The following is a 26,087-nucleotide window of genomic DNA, read 5'->3' on the forward strand; positions in this document are numbered from 1 at the left end:
GTCGGTCTGCTCATGCCACCCAGCTACCATGCTGGATTCACGAGATGAATCCCTCACAGGATTTGTGCAACAGAGCCTCGGGCAGGTTCACCGCATCCTGACCCGCCGCACCTATATGGGCGAGCACGAGTTCAACAAGCGGTCCAAGACCAAGGAATTGAAGCCGGTCAGCGAGATCGTGACGGTTCCTGTCCCCCCGATCATCGACAAGGAGACGTTCGAGGCGGTTCAGAAGCTGCTCAAGGCACGCAATCCGAAGGTCATGCCCGCCCGCGTCATCAGCGGTCCCACCATGCTGACAGGCTTGATCCATTGCGCCAAGTGCGGCGGGGCCATGACCATCCGCACCGGCAAGGGCGGGCGCTACCGTTATTATGCTTGCTCCATGAAGGCGCGGCAGGGACCGACCGCCTGCGAGGGCATGGCCGTGCCGATGGAAAAACTGGACGATCTGGTCGTCAATCACCTTGAGAAACAGCTACTCCAACCCGAGCGGCTGGAAACTGTGCTAGCCGCCGCGCTCGACCGCAGGGAAGAACATGCCGAGCGCCGCCGCGAGCATATCGCCGAGTTGAACAAGCGCGCCGCCGAATCGGAATTGCGCCTCAAGCGGCTCTATGACGCCATCGAGGCGGGCATTGCCGATCTGGACGACCCGGCGCTGAAAGACCGCATCGACGGCCTCAAGGCCATCCGCGATCAGGCCAAGGCCGATGCAGACCGGGCACAGGCCATGCTCCAGAACTCAGGGCAAAAGGCGGTAACGCCGCAGATGCTGCGCAAGTTCGCCTCAACCGCCCGCGACCGTATCCGGCTGGAAGGCGGCGGCTATCGCCGCGACCACCTGCGCGCGCTCGCGCAGCGCGTCGAGGTCGCAGATGGCGAAGTCAGGATCATGGGATCGAAGTCCCGGCTGCTACAGACGCTTGTGGCGGGAAGTGGCGTAAACTCAGTGCCCACTCAGGGACTGAAGTGGCGGACAGTGAGGGATTCGAACCCTCGAGACGGTTCCCCGCCTACACACTTTCCAGGCGTGCGCCTTCGACCACTCGGCCAACTGTCCAGCGGGGGTGGTGTAGCCTGATCCCGGGGGGATGCGCAAGAGGGTGCGGGAGGGCCGGCGGGCGGCCTCCCCCGCCGGGGGGGCGCACGGCGCACGGATGCGGCCGCTTGCCGTGCGCCTGCCGCTGCGCTATGGCGCAGGCCATGCTGGACATGCCGAACCGCCCCGCCCTGCCGCCCGAAATCGCCCGCCGCCGGACCTTTGCGATCATCTCGCATCCCGACGCCGGAAAGACCACGCTCACCGAAAAATTCCTGCTGTTCGGCGGCGCGATCCAGATGGCCGGTCAGGTGCGCGCCAAGGGCGAGGCGCGGCGCACGCGGTCGGACTTCATGAAGATGGAGCAGGAACGGGGCATTTCCGTTTCCGCCTCGGCCATGTCGTTCGAATACGGGCAGTACCGCTTCAACCTGGTCGACACCCCCGGCCACAGCGATTTTTCCGAAGACACCTACCGCACGCTGACCGCCGTCGATGCCGCCATCATGGTGATCGACGGGGCGAAGGGGGTCGAATCCCAGACCCGCAAGCTGTTCGAGGTCTGCCGGCTGCGCGACCTGCCGATCCTGACCTTCTGCAACAAGATGGACCGCGACTCCCGCGATACGTTCGAGATCATCGACGAGATCCAGGAAAGCCTCGCCATCGACGTGGCGCCCGCGTCGTGGCCCATCGGCATGGGGCGCGAGTTCGTGGGCGCCTACGACCTGATCCACGACCGGCTGGAGATCATGGACCGCGCCGACCGCAACCGGGTGGCGGAATCGGTCAAGATCGACGGGCTGGACGACCCCCGGCTGGCCGACCACATCCCCCCCGGCCTGCTGGCGAAGTTCCGCGAGGAGATCGAGATGGCGCGCGAACTGCTGCCCGCCTTCGACCGTCAGGCCTTTCTCGAAGGCCATCTGACGCCGATCTGGTTCGGCTCTGCCATCAACTCCTTCGGGGTCAAGGAACTGATGGACGGCATGGGCGAATTCGGCCCCCCGCCGCAGCCGCAGACCGCCGCCGAACGCCAGATCGCGCCCGAGGAAACGCCCGTCACCGGCTTCGTCTTCAAGGTGCAGGCCAACATGGACCCCAAGCACCGCGACCGGGTGGCCTTCGTGCGCCTCGCCTCGGGGCATTTCCAGCGGGGGATGAAGCTGCTGCATGTGCGTTCGAAGAAACCGATGGCGGTGTCGAACCCGGTGCTGTTCCTCGCCGCCGACCGCGAACTGGCCGAAGAGGCCTGGGCGGGCGACATCATCGGCATCCCGAACCACGGCCAGCTGCGCATCGGCGACGCGCTGACGGAAGGCGAGGCGCTGCGCTTCACCGGCATCCCCTCCTTCGCGCCGGAACTGCTGCAATCGGTGCGCGCGGGCGACCCGATGAAGGCCAAGCATCTGGAAAAGGCGCTGATGCAATTCGCCGAGGAAGGCGCGGCCAAGGTGTTCAAGCCGATGATCGGGTCTGGCTTCATCGTCGGCGTGGTGGGGGCCTTGCAGTTCGAGGTGCTGGCCAGCCGGATCGAGCTGGAATACGGCCTGCCGGTGCGGTTCGAGGGCAGCCAGTTCACCTCGGCCCGGTGGGTGCAGGGCCCGAAGGCGGAAATGGACCGCTTCGCCAACATCAACAAGCAGCATATCGCCACCGACCACGACGGCGACATGGTGTTCCTGACCCGCCTGCAATGGGACATCGACCGGGTGCAGCGCGATTTCCCGGACCTGCGGCTGACGGCGACGAAGGAGATGATGGTGTGATCCCACGCGCGCTGGTGGCCGCGGCGCTGCATGTCGATCCCGGGGCCCTGCCCGAGGGCGACCTGCCGGTGGCGCGGCTGGCCGAACGCTGGCTCGGCTATCTCCGCGCCACGATGGAGGCGGAGGCGCCGCAGGACCACCCGGAGTTCTGGACGTTTTCGCTGCTCTGCGATCTGGCGGACACGGCGCCGGACCTGTGCCTGGACACCGTGCTGGCCGCGCTTGCCCTGTGCGGGACCGCCGAGGAGGCCGCGCTGATCGCCGCCGGGCCGCTGGAGGATGTGATCGCCCGGAACGGCCCCGCGGTCATCGACCGGATCGAGGCCGCGGCGGCGGCCTCGCCGCGCTTCCGCCATGCCCTGACCGGGGTCTGGCCGCAGGGATCGGCCGGCACGCCCCTGTGGCGGCGGATCGAGGCGGCGCGCGCCGGGCCGACGCTCGACAGCGGCCTGCCGCTGCCGCCGGCCTGATGCCGCGTCCCAACCGCCTCCAGCCCGACGGCAGCTTCCTCGCTACGCCTGCGCGCGGCCGGTTCACCGGCAACCGCGGCATCCTGCATGACGCAGCGGGCCGCATGGGGCGGGCGCGGTGGCGGCACAAGGCCTGGATCACCTGCACCATCCGCCCGCGCCCGGGCCGCCCGCCCCTGCCGATGGAGGCACCGGGGCATTACACACCGCTCTTCTTCCTCGACGAGGCCGTCGCCTGCGCCGCCGGGCACCGGCCCTGCGCGCTCTGCCGCCGCGCCGCCTATGACGCCTTCCGCGCCGCCTGGGGCCGGGCGTTCGGCGCCACGCCGCGGGCCGCAGGGATCGACGCCATACTCCACGCCGCGCGGATCGCCCCCGCCACGCGGGCGCAGCGCCGCATCCTGCGCCCGGCGGACAGCCTGCCCACGGGGGCCTTCATCCTCTGGCAGGGCCGGGCGCATCTGATCCGCGACGGCATGGCACTGCCCCATGCGCCCGACGGCTATGCCCCCGCCCGCCCCCTGCCCCAGGGCCCCGTCACCGTGCTGACGCCCGCACCGATGCTCGCGGTGATGGCCGCCGGCTGGCGCCCCGCACTGACCGCGGCAGAGGACCGGCCGGGCTGGTAGCCCCCGCAACCGCGCCCCACAAGAACCGCCCGCCTCACTTTCTGTCTCTTAAATATCCCCGCCGGAGGCTCCCGCCCTCTCCCCCAGGGCCAACCGCCGGGCATGAGGCGCGGGTCATGCAGGCCGGGGCTTGCCCCCCTGCCCCACCTTGCGCAACCCGCCCCCGCTCGGCTAGGGCTGGCGGGATCCAGCGACGGAGCCCCGCATGACCCGCGTCTTCATCACCGGCACCGCCGGTTTCATCGGCTATCACCTCGCCGAACTGCTGCTGGCCGAGGGCCTTGCCGTCCACGGCTACGACGGGATGACCGACTATTACGACGTGGGCCTCAAGCGCGAACGGCTGGCGCGTCTCGGCCGCCACCCGGGCTTCCGCCAGACCGAGGCGATGCTGGAGGACATGGGCGCGCTGTCCGCCGCCATCGCCGCCTTCAAGCCGCAGGTCATCGTGCATCTGGCGGCACAAGCCGGGGTGCGCTACAGCCTCGACCATCCGCGCGCCTATGTCGATGCCAACGTGACCGGCACCTTCAACGTGATGGAATGCGCGCGCGAACAGGGGGTGGCGCATCTGCTGGTCGCCTCCACCTCCTCGGTCTATGGCGCGAATACCGAAATGCCCTTCCGCGAGACCGACAAGGCCGACACGCCGCTGACGATCTATGCCGCGACCAAGAAGGCGACCGAGGCGATGACGCATGCCTATGCGCATCTGTGGAACATCCCCACGACGCTGTTCCGCTTCTTCACCGTCTACGGCCCCTGGGGACGGCCCGACATGGCGCCGATCAAGTTCGCGCAGGCGATGCTGGAGGGCCGGCCGATCGAGATCTACAACCACGGCGAGATGTACCGCGACTTCACCTATGTGGACGATCTGGTACGCGGCATCCGCCTGCTGATCGACGCCCCCCCCGCGCGGCCCGCCACCCCCGCCGACATCGTCCCGGGCGACAGCCTCAGCCCCGTCGCGCCCTGGCGGGTGGTCAATATCGGCAATTCGGAAAAGGTGCGGCTGCTGGATTTCATCGACGCGATCGAGCGGCATCTGGGCATCCGGGCCGAACGCCGCTATCTGCCGATGCAGACCGGCGACGTGCCCGCAACCTGGGCCGACGCATCGCTGCTGCAACGGCTGACCGGCTACCGCCCGCAGACACCCTTCGACGAGGGCGTGGCGCGGCTCTGCGCCTGGATGCTGGACCGCCATCGCCGGTAGGGCGCGCGCGGGACCCGGCCTGCATGTCCCCTGCCCGGCGGTTGGCCTTGGGGGAGAGGCCGGTGGCCTCCGGCGGGGATATTTAAAGGACAGAAAGTGATGCCGCGCGCGCCCTTTCGGGAACGGGAGGGCGTGGGACGTCATCTTGCCGGAAATACGCCCGCGCCGCAGGCCCGGATCAGGCGGTGGCGGCGTTGGTTTTCGCGGCCAGCGCGCCGCGCGCCCAGGCCTGCAGCACCTTGAACAGGATCGGCGGGATGGCCAGCGTCGCCGCCGCCAGCACCGCCACGCCCGGCCACAGAAACGGCCCGCCCGTGGCCAGCAGCGCGGTGGCCGTCGCCGCCAGCGGAAAGGTGAACGCCCCCCAGAGGGGCGAGAACCCCGCCGCCGTGATCCAGCGCGCCGCCGCCAGCAGCGCCAGCAGGATCGCCAGCGTCACCAAAGCCAGCACCTGCGCCAGCCCCGCCATCCCGGTCAGCCCCGCCACCGTGGTCAGCAGCGCCGCGGGCGCAAGGTGGATCGCCAGCAGCGGGCGCAGCGGCGCGGGCGGGATGCGGCGGGCCAGTTGCACCGCGCTCAGCCCCCAGAGCGCCAGCGCCACCGCGCCGCTGGCCCAGAACAGCGTCCCGGCCAGCAGCGGCCAGCCGAGCGGCGCCGCCGACAGCGCGCCGATGATGAAGCCCACGAAGGTCAGATGCCAGACCGGCGTCGGCGCGCGCGCCTCCTCCGGCCCCGCCGCCAGCACCCGCAGGATCAGCACGGCAAGCCCCGCATGCAGCGCCAGCCCCGCCACCAGCAGCACCCGCGCCACCCCCGGCGCATGCGGCACCAGCGCGGCGGCGGTCAGCAAAAGGCAGAGCGAGCCCGCCGCCAACCCCGCCCGCCCGGGCAGGATCCGCAGATCCTCGACCGCCGCGCCGGGCCGGCGCAGGGGTTTGGCCAGCCAGGCGAGGGCGGCGAAGGCATAGAGCAGCACCGCCGCGCCCAGGATCAGCTCGCCCACCGCAGGGCTGGCATCGAAAGCCCCCGCCGCCCGCCGCCAGGCCAGCCCGAGCCCCAGAAGGCCCATGATCGGCGGAAAGATCGCCGGCGGCGTGCGCCGCCAGAGCCCGGGGGGCGGCGGGGCCTGCGGCCGGATCGGGGGCGGCATCGGGGGGCGCTTTGCGGGGGTCGTCATGGGTCCGGGATCTCTGCTGACAGGTTCCCGCCAGTCTATCCGCCCCGCCGCCACCGGCGCAACGGCCTCCGCGCGGCGGAAGGGGCGGCAGGTGGGCGCAGGGGGCCGCTGGCGCAACGGATCCGGTGCCGCAGGCAGGCGCAGGATGCCCCCCATTCCGTTCCGGGTCCCCGTCCAATCCGAACCGGTGGCGCGGGGCCGTGGCGGGTCCCTGCCCGGCGGCGGTGCGGGTGGAAAGCGCGGGGGCCTCCGGCGGGGATATTCGGGTCACGGTGAAAGATGGGCGCCGTTTTCCACTGGAAAACCTGTGCTTCACCTTTTCCCAAATACCCCCGCGCGGCGCGCCGCCGACAGCGGCCACGGGCACGGACCGTCCAGAAAGGGGCGGGGCCTTCCACGGGGCTGCCCGGCCCCCTGCCGCCGGGATGCGCCCCCGGATCGCCCCCCTGCACGCGCGCAAGCCCACGCCCCCGCCCTCCCGCGGCAGCGCCGGCGAGCGGGGGCTCGATGCCCCCCGAGCCGGCATTCTCGGCCGCCCCCCCCCGGCGCTCAGGCCGGAACCGCCTCTGCGGCCAGGGCGGCGGCGAAGATGGCGGCGAGGTGGTCGATCAGCGCGGGGCTGGTGGGCGAGGTTTCGGTGCGGATCTTCAGGGAAAAGCCGTCATAGGCCATCAGCGTGACCATGGCGATGTCGATCGCCCGGCCGCTCAGCGCGCCTTCCTCCTGCCCGGTCATCGCGGCGGCGATGCGGCGGCGGGTGCGCAAAAACAGGTCCTGGCTGTAGTTGTCGGCCCGTGTCGCGGTCGAGACCGCGGCGATCAGCTCGTTCGAGAAATAATTGTCCTCGGTCGGGATGCGGATCCACATCCAGTCGAGCACCACCCGCGCCCGCGCCACCGGGTCGGAAACGCGGGCGGCCGCGGCCTCCATCGCCGAAAGCCGGCCTTCCAGCCAGGGGGTGTAGACGGAAAAGAACACCTCCACCTTGGACCGGAAATAGACATAGATCGTCGAGGTGGCGATGCCCGCGCGCCGCGCGATGGCGGCCATGGTGGTGCGGGAATAGCCTTCTTCGCGGAACAACGCGTCCGCGCTGTCGAGGATCGCGCGTTCCACCTCGATCTTCTTGACCTGGGACATCGGCGATCCGCTCGAAAGATTGCGTCAAAAGGCTGCGGGCCGGGTCTTACCGGCCCGGCCGGGCGGTTGCAAGCGGCGCGGGCTCAGGCCCGGGCGCGCGCCAGCTGGTCGGTGGCGAAACCGGCCAGCCGGGAATAGCCGCGCACGATGGCCTCGCGTTCGGCATGGGGCAACACGGCATCCACATCGGCGAAGGGGTCCGGCGCGCGGGATTCCACCTCGTCGATCACCCGTTCGGGGCCGCCGATGCGGTTGCGCGCCACCACGTCGTTGGCCTTGGGCAGCCGTTCGGCCTCGTAGGCCCGCAGCGCCTCGGCCCCGCGGGCGCCGGAGGCCAGCACATCGGCCAGCGCGCGGCCGTCGAGGATCGCCTGCGCCGCGCCATTGGCGCCGAAGGGATACATCGGATGCGCCGCATCGCCCAGCAACGTGACGCGGCCGAAGCTCCACCGCGCCAGCGGGTCGCGGTCGCACATCGGGAATTCCCAGAACACCGGCGTCGCCGCCACCATCGCGGCGATGTCGGCCTCGGGCACGGTGAACCGCGTCAGCAGCGCGCGCAGATCCTCGTGTTTCGCCTCGCGGTTCCAGTCTTCGCGCGCGGGCGGGCTGCCGCCGGGCCCCGCCTGCCGCACCACCACGGCCCAGTTCATCAGCTGCGTGCCCGGCGTCCGGCCCGGCCCGATCGGGTAGAGGATGAACTTGCAGTCCGTGCCCCCCGAGATGATGATCGACCGCCCGTCCATGAACCCCGGCCAGTCCACCGCCCCGCGCCAGAGCATCAGGCCGCTCCACCGCGGCATGCCCTCGTCGGGGTGGAAGCGGCGGCGGACGGCGGAATGGATGCCGTCGGCGCCGACAAGGATGTCGCCCCCGGCCTCGAAGGCGCTGCCGTCGGCGCGGCGGAAGCGGGCGGTGACGCCCTCCGCCGTCTCGGCCACGTCCTCGAAGGCCGCATCCAGCACCAGCGCGCCCTCGGGCAGCCTTTCGCGCACCGCATCCAGCAGCACCTGTTGCAGATGCGCGCGGTGGATGGAAAACTGCGGCACCTTGTAGCCCGCGGGCAGGCCGCGCGGTTCGTCCCAGACCCCCTGCCCGTGGCGGGTGCGGTAGTAAAGATGTTCCGTCCGCACCGCCACCCTGTCCAGCGCCGGCACGAGGCCGAGCGCGTCGAGTTCCGTCATCGCATGGGGCAGAAGCGTCAGCCCCACGCCAAGCTGCAACAGTTCGGGCACCTTTTCGTAGATCGTGCAGGGGATGCCCTGCCTGTGCAGGTGCAGCGCGGCGGAAAGCCCGCCGATCCCCGCCCCGACGATGATCACCTTCATGGGGTCACTCCTTCCTTCCGCGCGGCCATCCCCCAAAGGGGCGCCGTCATTTCCTGTCGATGATCTGGTAGCCGACGTTCACCCGGTCGAAGCCTTGATCCCCCGCCAGCCAGCGCGCCATCGTGTCCACGCCGAGCGTGCCCCAGACCACCGGGTTCAGTTCCACCGTCATGCCCAGTTCGCCCGCCGCGACCGCGGCCTTGGCCGGGGGCACGCCGTTCAGCCCGGTGACGATGATCTCGCCCGTCCGTCCCGCCGCGGCGACGGCCTGCACCGCGCCGAGCGCCACCTCGTCGTTGCCGCCGTAGATCGCCACCACATCGGGATGGGCGACCAGCAGGTCCTCGGCCACGCGCAGGCCCTCTTCGCGGCTCAGGCCGTCCTCTTTCTTGAACACGACCTCGATGCCGGGATGTTTCGCGATTTCCGCGGCAAAGCCCTGCGCGAGGTTGCGGAAGGTTTCCGCCCCCGAGGGCCCGGCGACCATGGCGATCTTGCCCTGCCCGCCGATGCGGTCGGCCAGCCAGGCGCCGATGGCCGCGCCGATGCCCACCTCGTCCATCGCGATGGAGGCGGTCTGTTCGGCGGCCTGCGCCTGCCGGGCGATGGACATGATCGGGATCCCCGCCGCCCCCGCCGCCGCATAGGCGGGGCCCGAGGCCACGGCGTCGATGGGCGAGATGAGGATGCCGTCCACCCCCTGGGCCACCAGATCCTCGACCCCCTGCACCTGGGCGGCGACGGATTCGTTGGCGGTGACGAAACGCGCCTCCCAGCCGAGTTCGGCCACACGGGCCTCTATCCCCTTGCGCATGGCGACGTAGAAGGGGTTGGTGTCGGACGCCAGCGCGACGCCGATGGTTTCGGCCTGCGCGGGCGCGGCCAGCAGCGCGGGCGCCAGCAGGGCGGCGGCGGCGGCGGCGGCGGCGGCGGTGAACAGTCTGCGGGTGATCATGGGGGTCAACGTGTTGGGGGAAAGGGGCGGTTGGCCGCCCTCGGGGGTGTTCGGGGGCGCGCCGGTCAGTGCCGGCGCGACCGTTTGATCTGGTCGGCCGCGGCCGCCAGCAGGATCACCGCGCCCACCGCGATGCGCTGCCAGTAGGAATTCACCCCCATCAGGTTCAGCGCATTGCCGAGGATCACGATGATGAAGACGCCGACGATGGTCATCGCCAGCCGCCCTTCGCCGCCGCGCAGCGAGGCGCCGCCGAGGATCACCGCGGCGATGGCGTTCAACTCATAGCCTTCGGCCGCCGTGGGCTGGCCGCTTTGCAGCCGCGCGGCCAGCATCACCCCCGCGATCCCGGCGGTGAGCCCCGCCAGCGCGAAGGCAGAGGCGCGGATGCGGTCCACCGGGATGCCCGACAGGAACGCGGCCTCGGCATTGCCGCCCACGGCGTAGAGTTTCTTGCCATAGGCCGACAGGTGCAGCGCCCATCCCAGGATCAGGAACAGCACGATGGGCGTCCAGGTCAGCAGCGGGATCCCCAGGACCGAGGTCCGCGCATAGTCGAGGAACACCGCCGGCAAACCGGCCTCGCCCGAAATCGGCTGGCCTTCGGTGAACAGGAGCGCGAGGCCCCGCAGGATCACCACCGTGCCCAATGTGGCGATGAACGGGTTGAGCCGCAGCCAGGCGATCAGCGCGCCGTTGACGATCCCCGCCGCCAGCCCCGCCACGACCCCGACCAGAACCCCGGCCGCCACGCCCAGATGCAGCATCGTCCAGGCCGCCACGCAGCCGGAGGCCGCGACGATGGAACCCACCGACAGGTCGAACCCGCCCGAGATGATGACGAAGGTCATCCCCATCGCCAGCACCGAGATGATCGAGGCCTGCAACAGGATGTTGCGCAGGTTGACCGGGCTCAGGAAGCGGTCCGACATCAGCGCGCCGGTGGCGAAGATGATCACCAGCACCAGGATCGGCGCGTTGTGCACCAGCGCGCGCGCCAGCCGCAGCGCCGCGGAACGGGGCGCGCCGCTCATCCTGCCCCGGGTGCTTCCAGCGGCGCTGCCGGTGGCGGTTGCAGGGACATCGGGTCGGTGTGACATGCAAGCTCCTTCAGCGCGATCGTGTCATAGCCGGCGGCGGGCCGTTCCTGCGGCGCGGTCAGCCGGCCGCCGATCATCAGGAACAGTTCGTCCACCAGCTCCGTCAGGTCGTCGAGTTCCACCGAATGCATCAGCACCCCGCCGCCCGCGGCGGCAAAGGCGCGGATCTGCGCCTTGATCAGCGCCTTGGCGCCGACATCGACGCCATGGGTGGGTTCGTCCAGCAACAGGCTGTGGGTGGTGCCCAGAAGCCAGCGCGCGAACAGCACCTTCTGCTGGTTGCCCCCCGACAGCGTGCCGGCGGGCAGCGCGGGGTTGCGCGGGCGGATATCCAGCCGTTCCATCAGCGGCACCACGGCCGCATCCAGCGCGCGGCGGTCGAGCGTGCCCGCGCGCGCATAGCGCGCCAGATGCGGCAGCACGATGTTGTCGCGCACCGACAGCGCCGGCACGATGGCGCGGCGGCGTTCGCTCGGCACATAGCCCAGACCGGCGGCGATGGCGCGGGCGGGGCCGGTCAGGTCCACCGCCCCTGCGGGCGTGTCCAGCCGCCGCCGCGCGCCCGCGCCGAAAAGGCCGCGCAGAAGATCCTCGATCCCGCTGCCCAGAAGCCCGTGCAGGCCCCCGATCCGCCCCGCCCGCAGCGCGAGCCGCCCGCCCGGCGCATCCGCCGCGACCAGTGCGGGGCCCGGCGCGGCGGGGGTATGGGCGTGGGCCTGCACCGCGGGCTGGCCCGAAATCGCCACCACCAGATCGTGCAGCCGGTAGCCGCCCCGCACCAGCGAGGCCACCACCTGCCCGTCGCGCAACGCCACCACGCGGTCGCAGAGCCGCTCGATCTCGTCCAGCCGGTGCGAGACATAGATCACCGCCGTCCCCCGCGCCTTGAGCCGCGCGATCAGGTCGAACAGCCGGTCCACCTCTGCCTCGCCCAGGGCGGCGGTGGGTTCGTCCAGGATCAGCAGCCGCGCATCGCGCGCCACCGCCCGGGCGATCACCACCGACTGGCGCGCGGCAAAGGGCAGGCTGCCGATTTCCGCCCGCGGGTCGATGTCGAGGCCAAGCGCCGCCAGCCGCGCCCGCGCCTCGGCCCGCGCGGCGCGGGCATCCACCAGCGGCAACGCGCCCCGGCGCGGCCAGTGGCCCAGCATCACGTTGTCGGCCACGCTCATCGCCGGAACCACGCGCAATTCCTGCGGGATCAGGGCGATATGCCGCTCTGCCGCCTCGAAGGGCGACCGCGGGCGATAGTCCTGCCCCGCCAGCACCATCGTGCCCCGGTCGGCCTGATAGACGCCGGTGACGATCTTGAGCAGCGTGGATTTCCCCGCCCCGTTGCCGCCGACCAGCCCCAGAACCTCGCCCGCCGCCACGTTCAGGCCGACCCCGCGCAGGGCCCGCGTCTCGCCGAAACTCTTGGTCAGGTCGCGGACGGTCAGGATGGCGTCGGCATCGGCGTCCATGGGGCCTCCGGGTTTCCTCGGGTGATGGGGAAAGGCTAGGGAGGGGTGCGACAACCTGTCAATAACGAACCTTGATCGGTAAAGAACCCGTCAAGGCACCGCGCGGCCGCCGGGGCCGGAAAGACAATGGTTTAAGTATGAAATATCTTTCGGATGGTCAGTCCGGGGCGCCGGGCAACTGCACAAAATTTGTGCAAACCCGGCACCCCGGCAGGGGTCAGCCCTGCGTGGCGTAATAGCGGATGGCGAAGTCGATCCATTCCGGCGCGTCCCAGTCGGGGTGCGCGGCGCGAATCACCGGGGCGAGGCGCGCGGCCAGATCGCCCTCGGCCACCCCTTCGGCGCGGGCGCGCGCCACCGCGTCGCGCACCTCGTCCATATAGGCCGACACGGCGGTCAGGATCGCCGGGCCGCCCACCGCGCCATGCCCCGGCACCACCACCGCCGGGTCCAGCGCCAGCAGATGCCCCAGAACCGCCTGCCAGCGCGCGGCGTCCAGCACCGCGTCATCGGGCGGGAACCAGGGGAAGATGGGGAAGATCCGTTCCTCGGCCAGATCGCCCACGAACAGCACGCGGTCCTCCGGCAGCCAGACCACCTGGTCGGCGGCGGTATGGGCAAGGCCCCAGGTCCGCAGCTCCGCCACCCGGCCGCCGAGGTCGATCCGGTGGCTGCCGCCCTCATAGACCGCATCCGGCATCACCAGTTCGGTCCCCTCCAGCGCGGCGGCGACACCGGGGCCGAAGCCGCGGAACATCGCCAGATAGCCCGGCCCGCGTTCGGCCAGTTCGTCCCGCTGCGCGGCGTTGTAGAGGATCTTCGCCACTCCCTTGAACGCCTGCGCGCCGAAGGCATGTTCGGGGTGGAAATGCGTCAGCGTCAGGATCAGCGGCCGGTCCCCGGCGATCCCCCGCGCCGCCGCCAGCACGGTCGCGCCGTTCACCGGGCCCATGCCCGTATCAACCACCAGCACGGCGTCGCGCCCCTCGACGATGCCGATATTGGGCACCAGCGGCACGCGGCGGTCCGCGATCACATGGACGCCGGGCAGGATCTCGCGCAGGGCGGCGGCATCCACGGCGGGGGCGTCGGGCGGCAGGGTCTGGTCGGTCATGGCGGGCTCCTTTCGGGATTCGTGGATGGACGGGCCTTGGAGAATCGTTAAGTTTGAAACAAATCATCCGGCAAGCCCCTTCCCGACGCCAGCCCCTCCCTGCCCCCCTGAACGGAACCGCCCATGTCCACCGCCTTCCTTGCCCTGCACTACCAGAACGAGGTCATCCATCCCCAAGGCGCGATCCGCGTCGGCATGGCCGAACACGCCCCCGAACGCGCGGCGCTGATCGCCAATGCCGGGCGGCTCCTGGCGGGGATGCGGGCGTCGGGGGTGCCGGTGGTGTCGGTCCGCATCGCCTTTCGCCCCGACCATGCCGACGTGATCCAGAACTGCCGCATCTTCCGCGATGTCGTCCGCCTCGGCGCGATGGTCGAGGGGTCGTGGGGGGCAGAGTTCGTGGACGGTCTGGGCCCCCTGCCCGGCGAACATGTGGTCAAGCATACCCGCACCAACGCCTTCATCGGCGCGCCGCTGGAAGAGGTGCTGCGCTGCCTCGACGCGCGCCGCCTGATCGTGGCGGGGGTCTCCACCCATTCGGTGGTCGAGGCGACGGTCCGCCATGCCTCGGACATGGGCTATGCGGTCACGGTTGTGGGGGATGCCTGTTCCTCGGGCGATCCGGCGATGCATGCGGCCTCGCTGCGCAGCATGGAACTGGTGGCAGAGGTGCGCACGACCGACGCGGTTCTGGCGGCGCTCTGACCCCGAGGGCAGCGCCGGTGGAGGGGGCGGCACCGGGGGCCAGCCCCGCGCCGGCTGGTTCTCGAACCAGTGGCGCACCAGCCGGCGCCCCCGGGATATTTATGGACAGAAAGTGACAGGACCACGGCCCTTCCTCACTTTCTGTCCTTAAATATCCCCGCCGGAGGCCACCGCCCTTTCCGCCGGGCCGGACGCCGGGCCCTACCCCTGCGCGTCGCCGATCAGCCGGTCGGCCGCATCGGCGGCGGGGTTGGCGGCCTCCTGCGCCACGGCGGTCAGGTTGGCGTGGGCGGCGCGCAGGACGCGCAGGCAGGTCGCCACATCCTCGGGCGGGATGCCCTGCAAGGCGATCGCATTCGCCTCCATCGCCGCCTTCAGCGCCGGGTTCTGCAACGCCCATCCCTTTTCGGTCAGCAGGATCACGTATTTCCGCTTGTCGTTGTCGGGCCGGTGGCGCGTGACCAGCCCCATCGCCAGAAGCCCCCGCACCGCCGTCACCATCGCCGGCCCCGCGATGCCCGACCGCTGCGCCAGTTCGATCTGCGTCACCCCGTCGGTTTCCCACAGCGTGCGCAGCGCATACCACTGCGCGATGTTCAGCCCCATCCGCACCACCCGCGTGCCGAGGTCGCGCTGGATCAGCCGGTTGGTGTGCCGCAGGTTGTGCCCGAAGCTTTCGGCCGTGGGAAGGATCGGCGGGCGGCGCATGGTGTCGTTCATCGGGGACCTGCTGGATCGTCGGCACCGTCCCCTAGGCCGCGGCGCCCGCGGGTGCAAGCGCCGCGCGCCGCCCGGGGGCGCACCGGGGGATTGCTTCAAGCTTCAAATTTTTTGCCGCGGCATATTGCAACGACTCGGGGCCCACCATAACATTCATTCACGACTTAACGAAATCCCGGTCCCCGGGGCTTCGGGTCGGCCATGACAACGACCCCGCGCCGGCATCGGGCCAGAGCGGCGGGGCACCATCCAACGGGGAAACACATGCGGACTTCCATCCTGATCCCGGCCGGTCTTGCGCTTTGCGCCGCCACGGCCGGGCTGCCCGCGGCTGCGGATACCGTCAAGTTCGGGCTGGTGATGCCCTACAGCGGCTGGTTCCAGCCCATCGACGCCAGCACCGTCAACGGCGCCATGCTGGCGATCAAGGAAATCAACGCCACCGGCGGCGTGTTGGGACAGGAGATCGAGGCCGTCAGCTTCGACAACAAGTCCGAACCGCTTCTGGGCGCGGACGGCGCGCTGGAGGTCATCGGCAAGGGCGCCAAGGCCATCATCGTGCCGAGCGATTTCGACTTCGGCGCCCCCGGCGCGTTCGTGGCGCAGCAGAACGGGGTGATTTCCTTCTCGGGCGCGTCGGATCCGAAGTTCGGCGTGGGCGGTATCGGCAACCTCGCCTATTCGCTGTCCACCGCCTCGCAGGCGCAGGGCGCGCTGCTGGCGGAATGGGCCTTCGAGCAGCAGGGCTGGAAAACGGCCTATGTGCTGCTGGACGACACCATCGCCTATACCAAATCGCTTTGCGGCAGTTTCGCCGACCGCTGGAAGGATCTGGCGGGCGACGCCGGGCTTCTGGGCAACGACACCTTCCTGAACGGCGATCCGACCATCGCCGCGCAGGTGTCGCGCATCAACGGGCTGGCGGCGAAACCGGATGTGGTGATGCTGTGTTCCTATGCGCCCGGCGGGCCCTCGGCGATCCGGCAGCTGCGCGCGGCGGGGCTGGACCAGCCGATCATGACCGGTGAATCGATGGACGGCGACTATTGGGCCGGCACCGTGCCGGGGCTGTCGAACTTCTATGTCGTCAACTTCGGGTCCTTCTACGGCGACGACAGCGATCCGGGCATCGCCGATTTCTTCGCCCGCTATCAGGCCGAATACGGCCAGCGCGCCGATGTGTCCTATGCGCTGCGGGGCTATTCGATGGTGCAGGCCTGGGCCAGGGCGGCGGAAAAGGCGGGATCGGTCGAGGCGGCGGAGGTGGCGAAGGTTCTGGATACCTTCGCGGATGAACCGCTCGCCGTCGGGCCGACCACCTTCACCCCCGACCTGCACATCGCCACCACCCGCCCGATGACCATCGTGCAAAGCAAGGACGGCGCGTTCAGCTTTGTCACCAAGGTCACGGCGCGGGACTTCTCGCTCGACTGACACCGCGGGACAGGGGGCGGCCATGGGGCTGAGCGCAACGGGCATCGCGGTCCATTTCTCGGGCGTGCGGGCGGTGGATGACGTATCCGTCAGCCTGTCGCGCGGCGAGATCCTGGGGCTTGTCGGCCCCAACGGCGCGGGCAAGACGACGATGGTCAATGTCTTCAGCGGCTTCCAGCCGCCCCACCGCGGCGCGGTGGCGCTGGAAGGCGCCGCCGTCACCGGGCGCGACAGCGCCTGGCTGGCCCGCAACGGGGTGGTGCGCACCTTTCAGGCGGTGCGGCTGTTCCACGGCCTCAGCGTGTCGGAAAACGTCGAGGCGGCGCTGACCAGCCTCGGGCATGGCCGCGCCGCCGCCCGCCGGCGGGCGCTGGAGATGCTGGATTACCTCGGCATCGCCGGGCGCGCGCAGGCGTCCGGCGGCGCGCTCAACTACGGCGACGAGCGGCGGGTGGGCATCGCCCGCGCGCTGGCGCTGCAACCGCGCTTCCTGCTGCTCGATGAACCGGCGGCGGGGATGAACGTGGCCGAGGCCGCGGCGCTGAGCGACCTGATCCGCCGCATCCGCGACGATTTCGGCTGCGGCGTCCTGCTGATCGAACACAACATGAGCCTGATCACCCGCACCTGCGAACGCATGCATGTGATGGCGAGCGGCCGCACCATCGCCGCCGGAACGCCCGCCGAGGTCTTTGCCGATCCGGGCTTCCGCGCCGCCTATCTGGGGCTGGAGGAAGGCGCATGACCCCGCTTCTGGACATCCGCGACCTTGCCGTCCGCTATGGCCGCATCACCGCGCTGGATGGCGTCGGCCTGCATGTCGACGCGGGCGAGGTGGTGGCCATCGTCGGCCCCAACGGCGCGGGCAAGACGACGCTTCTGTCCGCCGTCGCCGGGATCGTGCGGCCGGTGGCGGGCAGCATCGCCTTTCGCGGCGAACCGATCCTCGGCCAGCCGCTGGAGCGCACCGTGCGCCGCGGCATCGCATTGGTGCCGGAAGGCCGGCGCGTGTTCGGCGGCCTGACGGTGGAAGAAAACCTGCGCGTCGGCGCGGTGATCCGCCGCGACCGCGCCGCGGCGGCGGCAGAGATCGCGCGGTTCATGGAGATATTCCCCATCCTGCACGAGCGGCGCAACGAACCGGCGGGGCGGCTGTCGGGGGGCGAGCAACAGATGCTGGTGATCGCGCGGGCGATGCTGTCGGACCCGGCGCTTTTGATGCTCGACGAACCCTCGCTCGGGCTTGCGCCCAAGGTGACGGATCAGGTCTATGCGCTGGTCGCGGACCTGCGGGCGCGGGGGGTGACGGTGCTGGTGGTGGAACAGAACGCCGACCGCGCGCTGCGCGCCGCCGACCGCACCTATGTGCTGAACGCGGGCCGGGTGCGGCTGGCCGGGCCATCCGCCGCGCTGCGCGACGATCCGGCGTTCGAGGCCGCCTATTTCGGCATGGGGGATGCGGCATGATCCAGATCGTCGTGGATGCGCTGAGCCTCGGCGGCCTTTACGCGCTGACCGCGCTCGGCATCGGCATCGTGTTCAGCGTCATGCGGCTGGCCAATTTCGCCCATGCCGAACTTGTCACCTGCGCGGCCTATGCGCTGTTCGCGCTGTCGGGGCATCCGGCGGTGATGGCGATCGCAGCCTCGGTATTCGTGGCGATGGTGCTGGCGGTGCTGACGGAACGGGTGGCCTTCCGCCCGCTGCGCCGCGCCGATCCGGCGACGATGCTGATCGCATCCTTCACCGTCAGCATGTTCATCCAGAAACTGCTGATCTTCGCCGTGGGATCGCGGGTCAAGACGCTCGACCCCCTGCCGGTGCTGAGCCGACCCGTATGGATCGCGGGCGCGCAGGTGAGCCTGCTGAAGATCGTCACCATCGCCATCTGCATAATCTTGCTGGCGGTGCTGGTGCTGTTTCTCAAACGCACTTCGGCGGGGTTGCAGATGCGCGCGGCGGCAGAGGATTTCACCATGTCGCAGCTGGTGGGGGTGCGGGCGAACACGGTGATCGTGCTGGCCTTCGTGCTCAGCGGGGTTCTGGCGGCCATCGTGGCGCTGCTGTTCGCGGCGCAGACGGGCTTCGTGCAGCCCCGCCTTGGTGTGCCGCTGGTGCTGACGGCCTTTGTCGCCGCCGTGATCGGGGGGCTCGGCAGCCTGCCGGGCGCGGTGGTGGGCGGGCTTGCTGTCGGCGCGGGGGCCACGCTGTTGCAGGCGCTGCTGCCCGCCGACCTGCGGCCCTTCCGCGAGGCGTTCCTGTTCGTCGCGGTGATCCTCGTGCTGCTGGTGAAACCGAACGGCCTGCTTCCGGCGCGCGGCATGAAGGACCGGGTGTGATGACGATGGCGATGCGCGACAATACCGCCCCTTCCCCGCTGCGCGAGGCCATCGCCCGCGCCGCCCCCCTTGCGGTGCTGATGACGGGGCTGCTGGCGCTGGTCCTGCTGGCGGGGATGGGCGACATCGTGACCCAACGCCGGGTGATCCTGTGCCTGATCAACGTCACCGTGGTGGTGGGGCTTTACATCTTCATGGGCAATTCGGGGGTGCTGAATTTCAGCGCCGTGGGGTTCATGGCGGTGGGGGCCTATGCGGCGGCGCTTCTGACGATGCCGCCGATGCTGAAGAACACCTTCCTGCCCGACCTGCCCGGGTGGCTGGCGGCGGCCGAACTGCCGCTGGTGGCGGGGCCGTTCGCGGGCGGGCTGGTGGCCGCCGTGCTGGCGCTGGCGGTGGGCGGGCCGATCATGCGGCTGTCGGGCATCGCCGCCGGCATCGCCACCTTTTCGCTGATGTTCATCATCTACATCGTTCTGGGGAACTGGAATTCCGTCACCGGGGGGCAAACCTCGCTGATGGGGCTGAAGGGCTGGGTGGGGCTCTGGCCCGCGGGGCTGTTCGCCATCGGCGCGGTGGCGCTGGCATGGATCTATCAGGAAACCCGGTGGGCGATCGCGCTGCGCGCCTCGCGCGAGGATCAGGTGGCCGCGCGGGCCTCGGGCATCCGGGTGGTGCGGCTGCGGCTCGGGGCCTTCGTTCTGGGCGCCTTCACCTGCGGCGTGGGGGGCGGGCTCTACGGCCACTTCCAGGGCACCTTGCGGGTGGAAAACTTCTACCTCGACCCGACCTTCCTGTACGTCGCCATGCTGGTCGTCGGCGGCACCCGCAGCCTGACCGGCGCGGTCATCGGCACCGTCACCGTCGCCGCCCTGTCCGAGGCGCTGCGGCAGGTCGAATCCGGCCTGCCCCTGCCCGGCACCGGCCTGACGCTGACCGCGCCCGCGGGGTTGGGGGATGTGGTGCTGGCCGGGCTGATGCTGGTCATCCTCATCTACCGCCCGCAGGGCATCACCGGCGGGCGCGAGATCACGGCGCTGTTCCGCCGCAAGACATGACAACGACAGGGACACGGACATGATCAATCTGCAAGGACAGGTCGCCATCGTCACCGGCGCGGGGCGCGGCATGGGGCGGGCGCATGCGCTGGATCTGGCGAAACGCGGCGCGACAGTGGTGGTGAACGATCTGGGCGCGCTGACCGTGGCGGGCGCGGGCCGCGACAGCGCGGTGGCGGAATCGGTGGCGGGCGAAATCATCGCCGCCGGCGGCCGGGCGATGGCCGACGGCGCCGATGTGGCCAGCCCCGCCGACACCGAGGCGCTGGTGCAGCGGGTGATCGACACCTTCGGCCGCATCGACATTCTGGTCAACAACGCCGGCAACCAACGGTTCCTGCGCTTTGCCGAAACGGAGCGCGAGGATTACGACTCGCTCGTCGGCATCCACCTCGGCGGGGCGTTCAACATGACCCGCGCGGTCTGGCCGCAGATGGTGGCGCAGGGCTATGGCCGGGTGGTGTTCACCACCAGTCAGGTGGGCTTTTACGGGCAGGTCGATGCGGTCGCCTATGGCGCGGCCAAGAACGGGGTCCTGGGCCTGATGCACGGCATCAAGCTGGATGCCGAGGCCGCGGGGATCCGCGTCAACTGCATCTCTCCCTTCGCGTTCACCCGCATGGTAGTGGACCTGTTCCCCAAGGAACTGGCCGAAGAACTGGCCCCCGAATTCGTCAGCGCGGGGGTGACATATCTGAGTTCCCCCGACTGCACCCTGAACGGCGAGGTGCTGATCGCCGGGGGCGGCCATTTCGCCATCGCCCGCACGATCGAGACGCTTGGCATCGACATCGCAGACCCCGCGCGGATCACCGCCGAAACCGTATTGGACCGGATCGGCACCATCACCGACACGACGCGCATCGGCATGTATCCCGACGCGCTGGCCGCGGTGCAAGTGACCTTCGACCGGCTGGCCGAACAGGCGAAGGCGAAGGGGGCCTGAGGCGATGCGCTTTGCCGCGATGTTCTTCGACACGCTCACCCCGGCGGACCTCGACCCCGATCTCACGCGCGCGCATTTCGACTACCTCGCCCGCCACCGCGACCGGATCACGCTGGCGGGGGGCCTGCGCCCGCCCGCGGGCGGGGCCTTCTGCGGCTCGCTCTGGGTGATCGAGGCCGACACGGCGGCAGAGGCCGCCCGGCTGATGGACGAGGACCCCTATTGCCTGGCCGGGCTGCGCCCCGACCGGCGGCTTTACCACTGGAACGCCGCGCCGATCCCGGCGCCCGACACGAGGACACCATGACTCAGAAAGTCACCATCCTGAACCCCGACACCACCGCCATCGCCAAACAGGGCATGCCGCAGTTCTTCGGCATCTCGGGCGCCACGGCGGGGGCGCAAGGCATTTCGATGAACCTCACCGCCTTCGGCCCCGGCGGCAAGGCCAAGGCCCATTACCACCGCGGGTTCGAGACCGCGATCTACGGCATGACCGGGCGCATCGCCCTTTACCACGGGCCCCGGCTGGAGGAACTGAGCCTGATCGTGCCCGGCACCTTCTGCTTCATCCCCGCAGGCATCCCCCATGTCGCCTTCAACCTGTCGGACAGCGAACCCGCCACCGCGCTGTCGGCCCGCAACGACCCGGCGGAACAGGAAAACGTGGTGCTGACGCCGGAACTCGACGGGCTGCGCGACGCCGATGCGGCGGCGCTGAAGACGGGGGCCTGAGATGGCGGGGCTGTTCGATCTTTCCGGCCGCGCGGTGGTGGTGACGGGCGCGGGCAGTGGCATCGGCCAAGGCATCGCGCAGGGACTGGCCGCCATGGGCGCGCAGGTCTTCGGCCTGGACCGGAACGCGGCGGGGCTGGCGGAAACCGCAGCGGCGGCGGGCGCGGGCTTCACCCCCCTCACCGCCGATGTGGCGGACGAGGCGGCGGTGGAGGCCGCGTTGGACAGGGCGCTGGCGGCGGCGGGGCGGCTGGATGCCGTTTTCGCCAATGCCGGGATCGCGGGCCATCCGATGGGTATCGACACGCTGAGCCTCGACGAATGGCGCAGGGTGCATGCGGTGAACCTCGACGGCACCTTCCTGACCGCACGGGGTGCGGCGCGGCGGATGAAACGGCAGGGGGCGGGCAAGATCATCCTGACCGCCTCGACCTGGGGCATCCGGGGCACGCGGGTCGCGCCCTTCACCGCCTATGCGTCATCGAAGGGCGCGGTGGTGAACCTGACACGGCAACTGGCGCTGGAACTGGCGGGCAGCGGCGTGACGGTGAACGCCATCGCCCCCGGCGGCTTCGCCACCAACATGGCCAACGGCGTGCTGGACGATGCCGCCGCCGATGCCCTGCTGGCGCGCATGCCCATGGGCAGGTTCGTGACGCCCGAGGCGATGGTGGGCCCCGCCGCCTTCCTCGCCAGCGCGGCGTCCGACTGGGTGACGGGCGCGGTGCTGCCGGTGGACGGCGGCTATCTGGCGGAATGACTGTCCCCCCGGGGCGGTACTGCGCCCCGGGAAAGCCGGGCTAGCCTTTCCCCGCCAGACCGGGGAGGATCGCCATGGCCGACTATACCGAACATTTCGTCACCGCACCCGACGGGGTACGGCTTTGCGTCCACACCCTGGGCGAAGGCCCGCTGGTGCTGATGGTGCACGGCTGGCCGGATGCCTGGATCTCCTGGCGCCCGCAGATGGAGGCGCTGGCGGCCGCCGGCTATCGCGCCGCGGCGATCGACGTGCGCGGCTATGGCGGCTCGGGCGCGCCGCACGAGGTGTCGTCCTACACGATGCTGAACCACTGCGCCGACAACGCCGCCGCCATCGCGGCGCTGAGCGATGACGGCACCGCGGTGATCGTCGGCCACGACTGGGGCGCGCCCATCGTCTACAACACCGCCGTGGTCCACCCCGAACGCATCCGGGCGCTGATCGGGCTGTCGTCCACGCCGCACAAATACACCGTGAACCCGCGCGACTACTGGGAAAAGCGGTATCCCAAGGAACTCTTCTACCAGCACTATTTCAACCGTTTCGAGGGCCAGGCGGAGGCGGAATTCGAGGGCGACCTCGAACGCTTCGTCCGGGTGATGCACTATAACCTCTCGGGCGATGCGCCGCAGGACACGCTGGTGGCGCTGCTGCGGCCCGAAGGATCGACGACGCTGCTCGACGGGCTGCCGGAACCCGACCCGATGCCGCACTGGATGAACCCCGCCGAGGTCGCGGAATATGCCGAACTCTTCCGCCGCAACGGCATGCGCGGGCCGCTGAACCGCTATCGCGCGCAGGACATCGACTGGCAGGAAATGGCCCCCTGGCGCGGCCGCAAGATCCAGCAGCCGGCGATCTTCGTCGGCGGCACGCGCGAGGGATCGCGCTTCATGGACGGCTACGACCGCTATGCCGATGCCGACTGGAACTATGCCGACAGCCGCGGCGTGTTCCTGATCGAGGGCGCGGGCCACTGGATCCAGCGCGAGGCGACCGGGGAACTGAACGCCCATATCCTGCGGTTCCTGGAAAGCCTCGACGGCAAGCGCGCCTGAGGGCGAAGAGGACAGGACCGGGGGCCAGCCCCCGGACCCCCGGGATATTTAAGGACAGAAAATGAAGGGGGACGTGCCCTAGCCCGCGGCATATGTGCAGGTGGTGAGGACGGCGGCCTCCGGCGGGGATATTTAGATCCAGCCTGAAGAACAGCCTTCGTTCCCGTCTCGCAAGAGCGCCCGTTCTTCAGGCTGGCCCAAATATCCCGCGGGGATCCGGGGGCGCGAAGCCCCCGGCGCTGTCCTCATCGCCGGGCGCAACGCTGCGGGAAAACATCCCGGCGCCCGGCCCGGGCCATAAATCCGCCCCACCGCTGCGGATCATCCCCCTTGGCAGCATGGCCGTTTTGGTACAGGCATGGGCCATCAAGGCAGGGACAGCGATGACGACCGACAGCCCCGGCGCGACCCATACCCCCGGCACGGGCCGGCGGTTCCTGTTCCTTCAGGGGCCGCACGGGCCCTGGTTCCACGCGCTCGGCCGGATGCTGCGCGCCGCGGGGGCAGAGGTCTGGCGCGTCGGCTTCAACCGCGGGGACGAGGCGTTCTGGCCCGACCGTGCGAGCTATATCCCCTTCACCGGCGCCGCCGCCGACTGGCCCGCGGCCTTCGCACGCATCAGCGCCGAAAAGCGGATCACCGACATCGTGCTTTACGGCGACACCCGCCCGATCCATGCGCAGGCGGTGGCGGCGGCGCGCGCGCAGAGCATCGCCGTGCATGTGTTCGAGGAAGGCTATCTGCGCCCCTATTGGGTCAGCTACGAACGCGGCGGGTCCAACGGGCATTCGCGGCTGATGCAGATGACCCTGCCCCAGATGCAGGCGGCGCTGGCGCAGCTGGACATGGATCTGCCCGACGCCCCCGCGCGGTGGGGCGACATGCGCCAGCACATCTTCTATGGCGCGCTCTATCACGGCTGCGTGCTGGCGCTGAACCGGCGCTACCGCAATTTCCACCCGCACCGGGGCGTGCCGGTGATGCGCGAGTTCCAGCTTTACCTGCGCCGGTTGCTGCTGATGCCCTTCCACCGGCTGGAACGCGCGGTGGAAAGCTGGCGGGTGCGGTCGGGCGGCTATCCCTATCATCTGGTGCTGCTGCAACTGGAACACGATTCCAGCTTCCGCATGCATTCGCCCTTTTCCACCATGACCGAATTCACCGATCTGGTGCTGGAAGGCTTTGCCCGCGGCGCGCCCTCGCACCACCATCTGGTGTTCAAGGCCCATCCGCTGGAGGACGGGCGCGTCGCGCTGCGGCGGGAAATCCGGCGCAAGGCCGCCGATCTGGGCGTGGCGGGCCGGGTGCATTTCGTGCGCGGCGGCAAGCTCGCGGGTCTTCTGAACCATGCGCGCACCGCGGTGACGGTCAATTCCACCGCCGGGCAACAGGTGCTGTGGCGGGGGATGCCGCTCAAGGTTTTCGGCGCGGCGGTCTATGCCAAACCGGAATTCGTGTCCGCGCAACCGCTGGCGGAATTCTTCGCTAACCCCACCCGGCCCGACAGCCGCGCCTATCGCGACTACCGCCATTACCTGCTGGAAACCAGCCAGATCGCGGGCGGGTTCTATTCCGCGCGGGGGCGGCGCGAGTTGCTGCGGCAGGTGGTCGACATGATGCTGGCGCCGCAGGATCCCTATGACGCGCTCAGCAGCGGAAACGCGGCACCACGGCAACAGTTGCGGCTCGTGAACTGACAGCGGGCCGGAAAACTGGCGCGACGGGCGATTTTTCGCTAGCGTGGCAAAAAACATACGGCTTCCACCAAGGAGCGCGAGCAGTGAAATTGTATCTTTCGACCGGGGCCCGGCTTCTGGCCCTCGTTGCGGTCGGCGCGACGGTTGCGGCCTGCGGCCTGCCGCGTTCGGGGCCCAACAAGCGTGAAATCTATGCCGGTTCGGTGCTGAAGCAGGGCGATGCCTTCGTGGTGGCGGTCAACGACCGGGTGACGCGGGCGACCGCGGTGGTGCCCGCGCTCGGCTTCGGGTCGGCCTTCACGGGGGCCGGGATCATGGGGTCCGACACCATCGCGGCGGGCGACACGCTGTCGTTGCAGGTGATCGAGAACGTGCGGGACGAACCCCTGCTGTCCGCCACCGGCAGCCGCGTCGCGGTGCTGGAGGAAGTGCAGGTCGACGGGCAGGGCTATATCTTCGTGCCCTATGCCGGGCGCATCAAGGCCGCCGGCCAGACGCCCGAAGGGCTGCGCCAGGCGATCACCCGCAAGCTCGACACCCAGACGCCCGACCCGCAGGTCACGGTGAACCGCGTGGCGGGCAACGGGGCGACGGTCACGGTATCGGGCGGCGTGGGCGGTCAGGGCGTCTATCCGATCGAACGGCCGACGCGCACGCTGACCGCGATGATCGCCGCCGCGGGCGGCGTCGCGATCGAACCGGCGGTGGCGCTGGTGCGGGTGACGCGCGGGGCGCGCACCGGGCAGGTCTGGTTGCAGGACCTTTACGACAACCCCTCGCTCGACATTCCGTTGCGCCCCGGCGACCGGATCGTGGTCGAGGAGGACCGCCGCGCCTTCGTCGCCCTCGGCGCGACCGGGGCGCAGACGCGCGTGCCCTTCGACACCCAGACCCTTTCGGCGATCGAGGCCATCGCCACCGTCGGCGGGCTGTCCACCAACCTTGCCGATCCCACGGGCGTCTTCGTCTTCCGCAACGAACCGGCGGAAATCGCCAACAACGTTCTGGGCCGCAACGACCTTCGGGGCGATCAGCGGATGGTCTATGTGCTGGACCTGACGCAGCCGATGGGCATGTTCCACGCCCGCGACTTCGTGATCCGCGACGGCGATACCGTCTATGTGACCGAGGCGCCCTTCGTGCAATGGCAAAAGACGCTCGGCGCGATCACCGGCAGCGCCACCACCGCGGATTCGCTGGCGAGCCTTGGCTCCGGCAGCTAGGCC

25 protein-coding genes, 1 tRNA gene and 1 pseudogene are annotated in these 26,087 nt (G+C 70.1%); 18 read left to right on the forward strand and 9 right to left on the reverse strand.

The features are described from left to right. Nucleotides 1-28: 28 nt before the first annotated feature. Nucleotides 29-457 (forward strand): annotated as a pseudogene (locus RGD00_RS18355) (recombinase family protein); the annotation flags it as partial. 516 nt (nt 458-973) lie between these two features. Here RGD00_RS18355 and RGD00_RS18360 read toward each other — a convergent pair. Beyond that, a tRNA-Ser gene (locus RGD00_RS18360) sits at nt 974-1,063 on the reverse strand. Between the two features lie 143 nt (nt 1,064-1,206). On the opposite strand from RGD00_RS18360, the gene RGD00_RS18365 reads away from it, so the two are divergent. The 4 genes from RGD00_RS18365 (at nt 1,207) to RGD00_RS18380 (ending at nt 5,129) form a co-directional block, all read left to right on the forward strand. Then, on the forward strand, nt 1,207-2,811 hold the full coding sequence (locus RGD00_RS18365; protein WP_310458773.1) for a peptide chain release factor 3: 1,605 nt from the start codon (nt 1,207-1,209) through the stop codon (nt 2,809-2,811). Continuing rightward, on the forward strand, nt 2,808-3,281 hold the full coding sequence (locus tag RGD00_RS18370) for a DUF6869 domain-containing protein (RefSeq protein WP_310458732.1): 474 nt from the start codon (nt 2,808-2,810) through the stop codon (nt 3,279-3,281). The genes RGD00_RS18365 and RGD00_RS18370 overlap by 4 nt, the downstream gene beginning before the upstream one ends. Next, the gene (locus RGD00_RS18375; protein ID WP_310458733.1) at nt 3,281-3,910 is read left to right on the forward strand and encodes a hypothetical protein; all 630 of its coding nucleotides are present in this window, start codon (nt 3,281-3,283) and stop codon (nt 3,908-3,910) included. Before RGD00_RS18370 ends, RGD00_RS18375 begins: the two co-directional genes overlap by 1 nt. Before the next feature lie 205 nt (nt 3,911-4,115). Then, on the forward strand, nt 4,116-5,129 hold the full coding sequence (locus RGD00_RS18380) for an NAD-dependent epimerase/dehydratase family protein (RefSeq protein ID WP_310458734.1): 1,014 nt from the start codon (nt 4,116-4,118) through the stop codon (nt 5,127-5,129). Between the two features lie 178 nt (nt 5,130-5,307). Here the strand turns inward: RGD00_RS18380 and RGD00_RS18385 are convergent, their stop codons facing one another. The 7 genes from RGD00_RS18385 to RGD00_RS18415 form a co-directional block, all read right to left on the reverse strand. Then, nucleotides 5,308-6,306, reverse strand: a complete 999-nt coding sequence (locus RGD00_RS18385) for a TDT family transporter (protein ID WP_310458735.1) — start codon at nt 6,304-6,306, stop codon at nt 5,308-5,310. A gap of 549 nt (nt 6,307-6,855) precedes the next feature. After that, nucleotides 6,856-7,446 (reverse strand): TetR/AcrR family transcriptional regulator, encoded by a 591-nt coding sequence (locus RGD00_RS18390; RefSeq protein WP_310458736.1) that lies wholly within the window; start codon nt 7,444-7,446, stop codon nt 6,856-6,858. A gap of 83 nt (nt 7,447-7,529) precedes the next feature. Then, nucleotides 7,530-8,774, reverse strand: coding sequence for a flavin-dependent oxidoreductase (locus RGD00_RS18395; protein ID WP_310458737.1), 1,245 nt, complete (start codon nt 8,772-8,774; stop codon nt 7,530-7,532). 46 nt (nt 8,775-8,820) lie between these two features. After that, nucleotides 8,821-9,729: a substrate-binding domain-containing protein gene (locus RGD00_RS18400; RefSeq protein WP_310458738.1), complete on the reverse strand. Its 909-nt coding sequence runs from the start codon at nt 9,727-9,729 to the stop codon at nt 8,821-8,823. Nucleotides 9,730-9,794: 65 nt separating this feature from the next. Continuing rightward, complete coding sequence (locus RGD00_RS18405) at nt 9,795-10,763, reverse strand: ABC transporter permease (protein ID WP_310458739.1); 969 nt, start codon at nt 10,761-10,763, stop codon at nt 9,795-9,797. Continuing rightward, on the reverse strand, nt 10,760-12,292 hold the full coding sequence (locus RGD00_RS18410; protein WP_310458740.1) for a sugar ABC transporter ATP-binding protein: 1,533 nt from the start codon (nt 12,290-12,292) through the stop codon (nt 10,760-10,762). The genes RGD00_RS18405 and RGD00_RS18410 overlap by 4 nt, the downstream gene beginning before the upstream one ends. 217 nt (nt 12,293-12,509) lie before the next feature. Beyond that, on the reverse strand, nt 12,510-13,406 hold the full coding sequence (locus RGD00_RS18415; RefSeq protein WP_310458741.1) for an MBL fold metallo-hydrolase: 897 nt from the start codon (nt 13,404-13,406) through the stop codon (nt 12,510-12,512). Nucleotides 13,407-13,529: 123 nt separating this feature from the next. Here RGD00_RS18415 and RGD00_RS18420 point away from each other — a divergent pair, with 123 nt between their 5' ends. After that, nucleotides 13,530-14,111, forward strand: a complete 582-nt coding sequence (locus RGD00_RS18420) for a cysteine hydrolase family protein (protein WP_310458742.1) — start codon at nt 13,530-13,532, stop codon at nt 14,109-14,111. 201 nt (nt 14,112-14,312) lie between these two features. On the opposite strand, the gene RGD00_RS18425 is transcribed toward RGD00_RS18420, so the two are convergent. Then, nucleotides 14,313-14,831 carry a MarR family winged helix-turn-helix transcriptional regulator gene (locus RGD00_RS18425; protein WP_310458743.1) on the reverse strand — a complete coding sequence of 173 codons (519 nt, stop codon included), beginning with the start codon at nt 14,829-14,831 and terminating at the stop codon, nt 14,313-14,315. Nucleotides 14,832-15,095: 264 nt separating this feature from the next. Between RGD00_RS18425 and RGD00_RS18430 the strand changes: the two genes are divergently transcribed. The 12 genes from RGD00_RS18430 to RGD00_RS18485 all read left to right on the forward strand — a co-directional run bounded on the left by RGD00_RS18430 (nt 15,096) and on the right by RGD00_RS18485 (nt 26,084). Then, on the forward strand, nt 15,096-16,265 hold the full coding sequence (locus RGD00_RS18430; RefSeq protein ID WP_310458744.1) for an ABC transporter substrate-binding protein: 1,170 nt from the start codon (nt 15,096-15,098) through the stop codon (nt 16,263-16,265). Nucleotides 16,266-16,287: 22 nt separating this feature from the next. After that, a complete protein-coding gene (locus RGD00_RS18435; protein ID WP_310458745.1) occupies nt 16,288-17,010 on the forward strand; it encodes an ABC transporter ATP-binding protein in 723 nt (240 codons plus the stop codon). Next, entirely contained in the window at nt 17,007-17,732 is a 726-nt protein-coding gene (locus tag RGD00_RS18440) for an ABC transporter ATP-binding protein (protein WP_310458746.1), read from the forward strand. Before RGD00_RS18435 ends, RGD00_RS18440 begins: the two co-directional genes overlap by 4 nt. Further along, the gene (locus tag RGD00_RS18445; protein ID WP_310458747.1) at nt 17,729-18,604 is read left to right on the forward strand and encodes a branched-chain amino acid ABC transporter permease; all 876 of its coding nucleotides are present in this window, start codon (nt 17,729-17,731) and stop codon (nt 18,602-18,604) included. The genes RGD00_RS18440 and RGD00_RS18445 overlap by 4 nt, the downstream gene beginning before the upstream one ends. Then, the gene (locus tag RGD00_RS18450; RefSeq protein ID WP_310458748.1) at nt 18,604-19,662 is read left to right on the forward strand and encodes a branched-chain amino acid ABC transporter permease; all 1,059 of its coding nucleotides are present in this window, start codon (nt 18,604-18,606) and stop codon (nt 19,660-19,662) included. Before RGD00_RS18445 ends, RGD00_RS18450 begins: the two co-directional genes overlap by 1 nt. Before the next feature lie 19 nt (nt 19,663-19,681). After that, entirely contained in the window at nt 19,682-20,608 is a 927-nt protein-coding gene (locus RGD00_RS18455; protein WP_310458749.1) for an SDR family NAD(P)-dependent oxidoreductase, read from the forward strand. Between the two features lie 4 nt (nt 20,609-20,612). Continuing rightward, on the forward strand, nt 20,613-20,915 hold the full coding sequence (locus tag RGD00_RS18460) for a YciI family protein (RefSeq protein ID WP_310458750.1): 303 nt from the start codon (nt 20,613-20,615) through the stop codon (nt 20,913-20,915). Further along, nucleotides 20,912-21,343: a cupin domain-containing protein gene (locus RGD00_RS18465; protein ID WP_310458751.1), complete on the forward strand. Its 432-nt coding sequence runs from the start codon at nt 20,912-20,914 to the stop codon at nt 21,341-21,343. The genes RGD00_RS18460 and RGD00_RS18465 overlap by 4 nt, the downstream gene beginning before the upstream one ends. A gap of 1 nt (nt 21,344) precedes the next feature. Then, complete coding sequence (locus RGD00_RS18470; protein WP_310458752.1) at nt 21,345-22,103, forward strand: SDR family NAD(P)-dependent oxidoreductase; 759 nt, start codon at nt 21,345-21,347, stop codon at nt 22,101-22,103. Nucleotides 22,104-22,177: 74 nt separating this feature from the next. Next, nucleotides 22,178-23,164, forward strand: coding sequence for an alpha/beta fold hydrolase (locus RGD00_RS18475; protein ID WP_310458753.1), 987 nt, complete (start codon nt 22,178-22,180; stop codon nt 23,162-23,164). Between the two features lie 383 nt (nt 23,165-23,547). Then, nucleotides 23,548-24,861, forward strand: coding sequence for a capsule biosynthesis protein (locus RGD00_RS18480; RefSeq protein WP_310458754.1), 1,314 nt, complete (start codon nt 23,548-23,550; stop codon nt 24,859-24,861). Nucleotides 24,862-24,944: 83 nt separating this feature from the next. Continuing rightward, nucleotides 24,945-26,084, forward strand: a complete 1,140-nt coding sequence (locus RGD00_RS18485; protein WP_310458755.1) for a polysaccharide biosynthesis/export family protein — start codon at nt 24,945-24,947, stop codon at nt 26,082-26,084. The last annotated feature ends 3 nt before the right edge of the window (nt 26,085-26,087 follow it).

The sequence above is a fragment of the Ruixingdingia sedimenti genome (genome assembly GCF_031432425.1).
GTDB classification, from domain to species: Bacteria; Pseudomonadota; Alphaproteobacteria; order Rhodobacterales; family Rhodobacteraceae; genus Ruixingdingia; species Ruixingdingia sedimenti.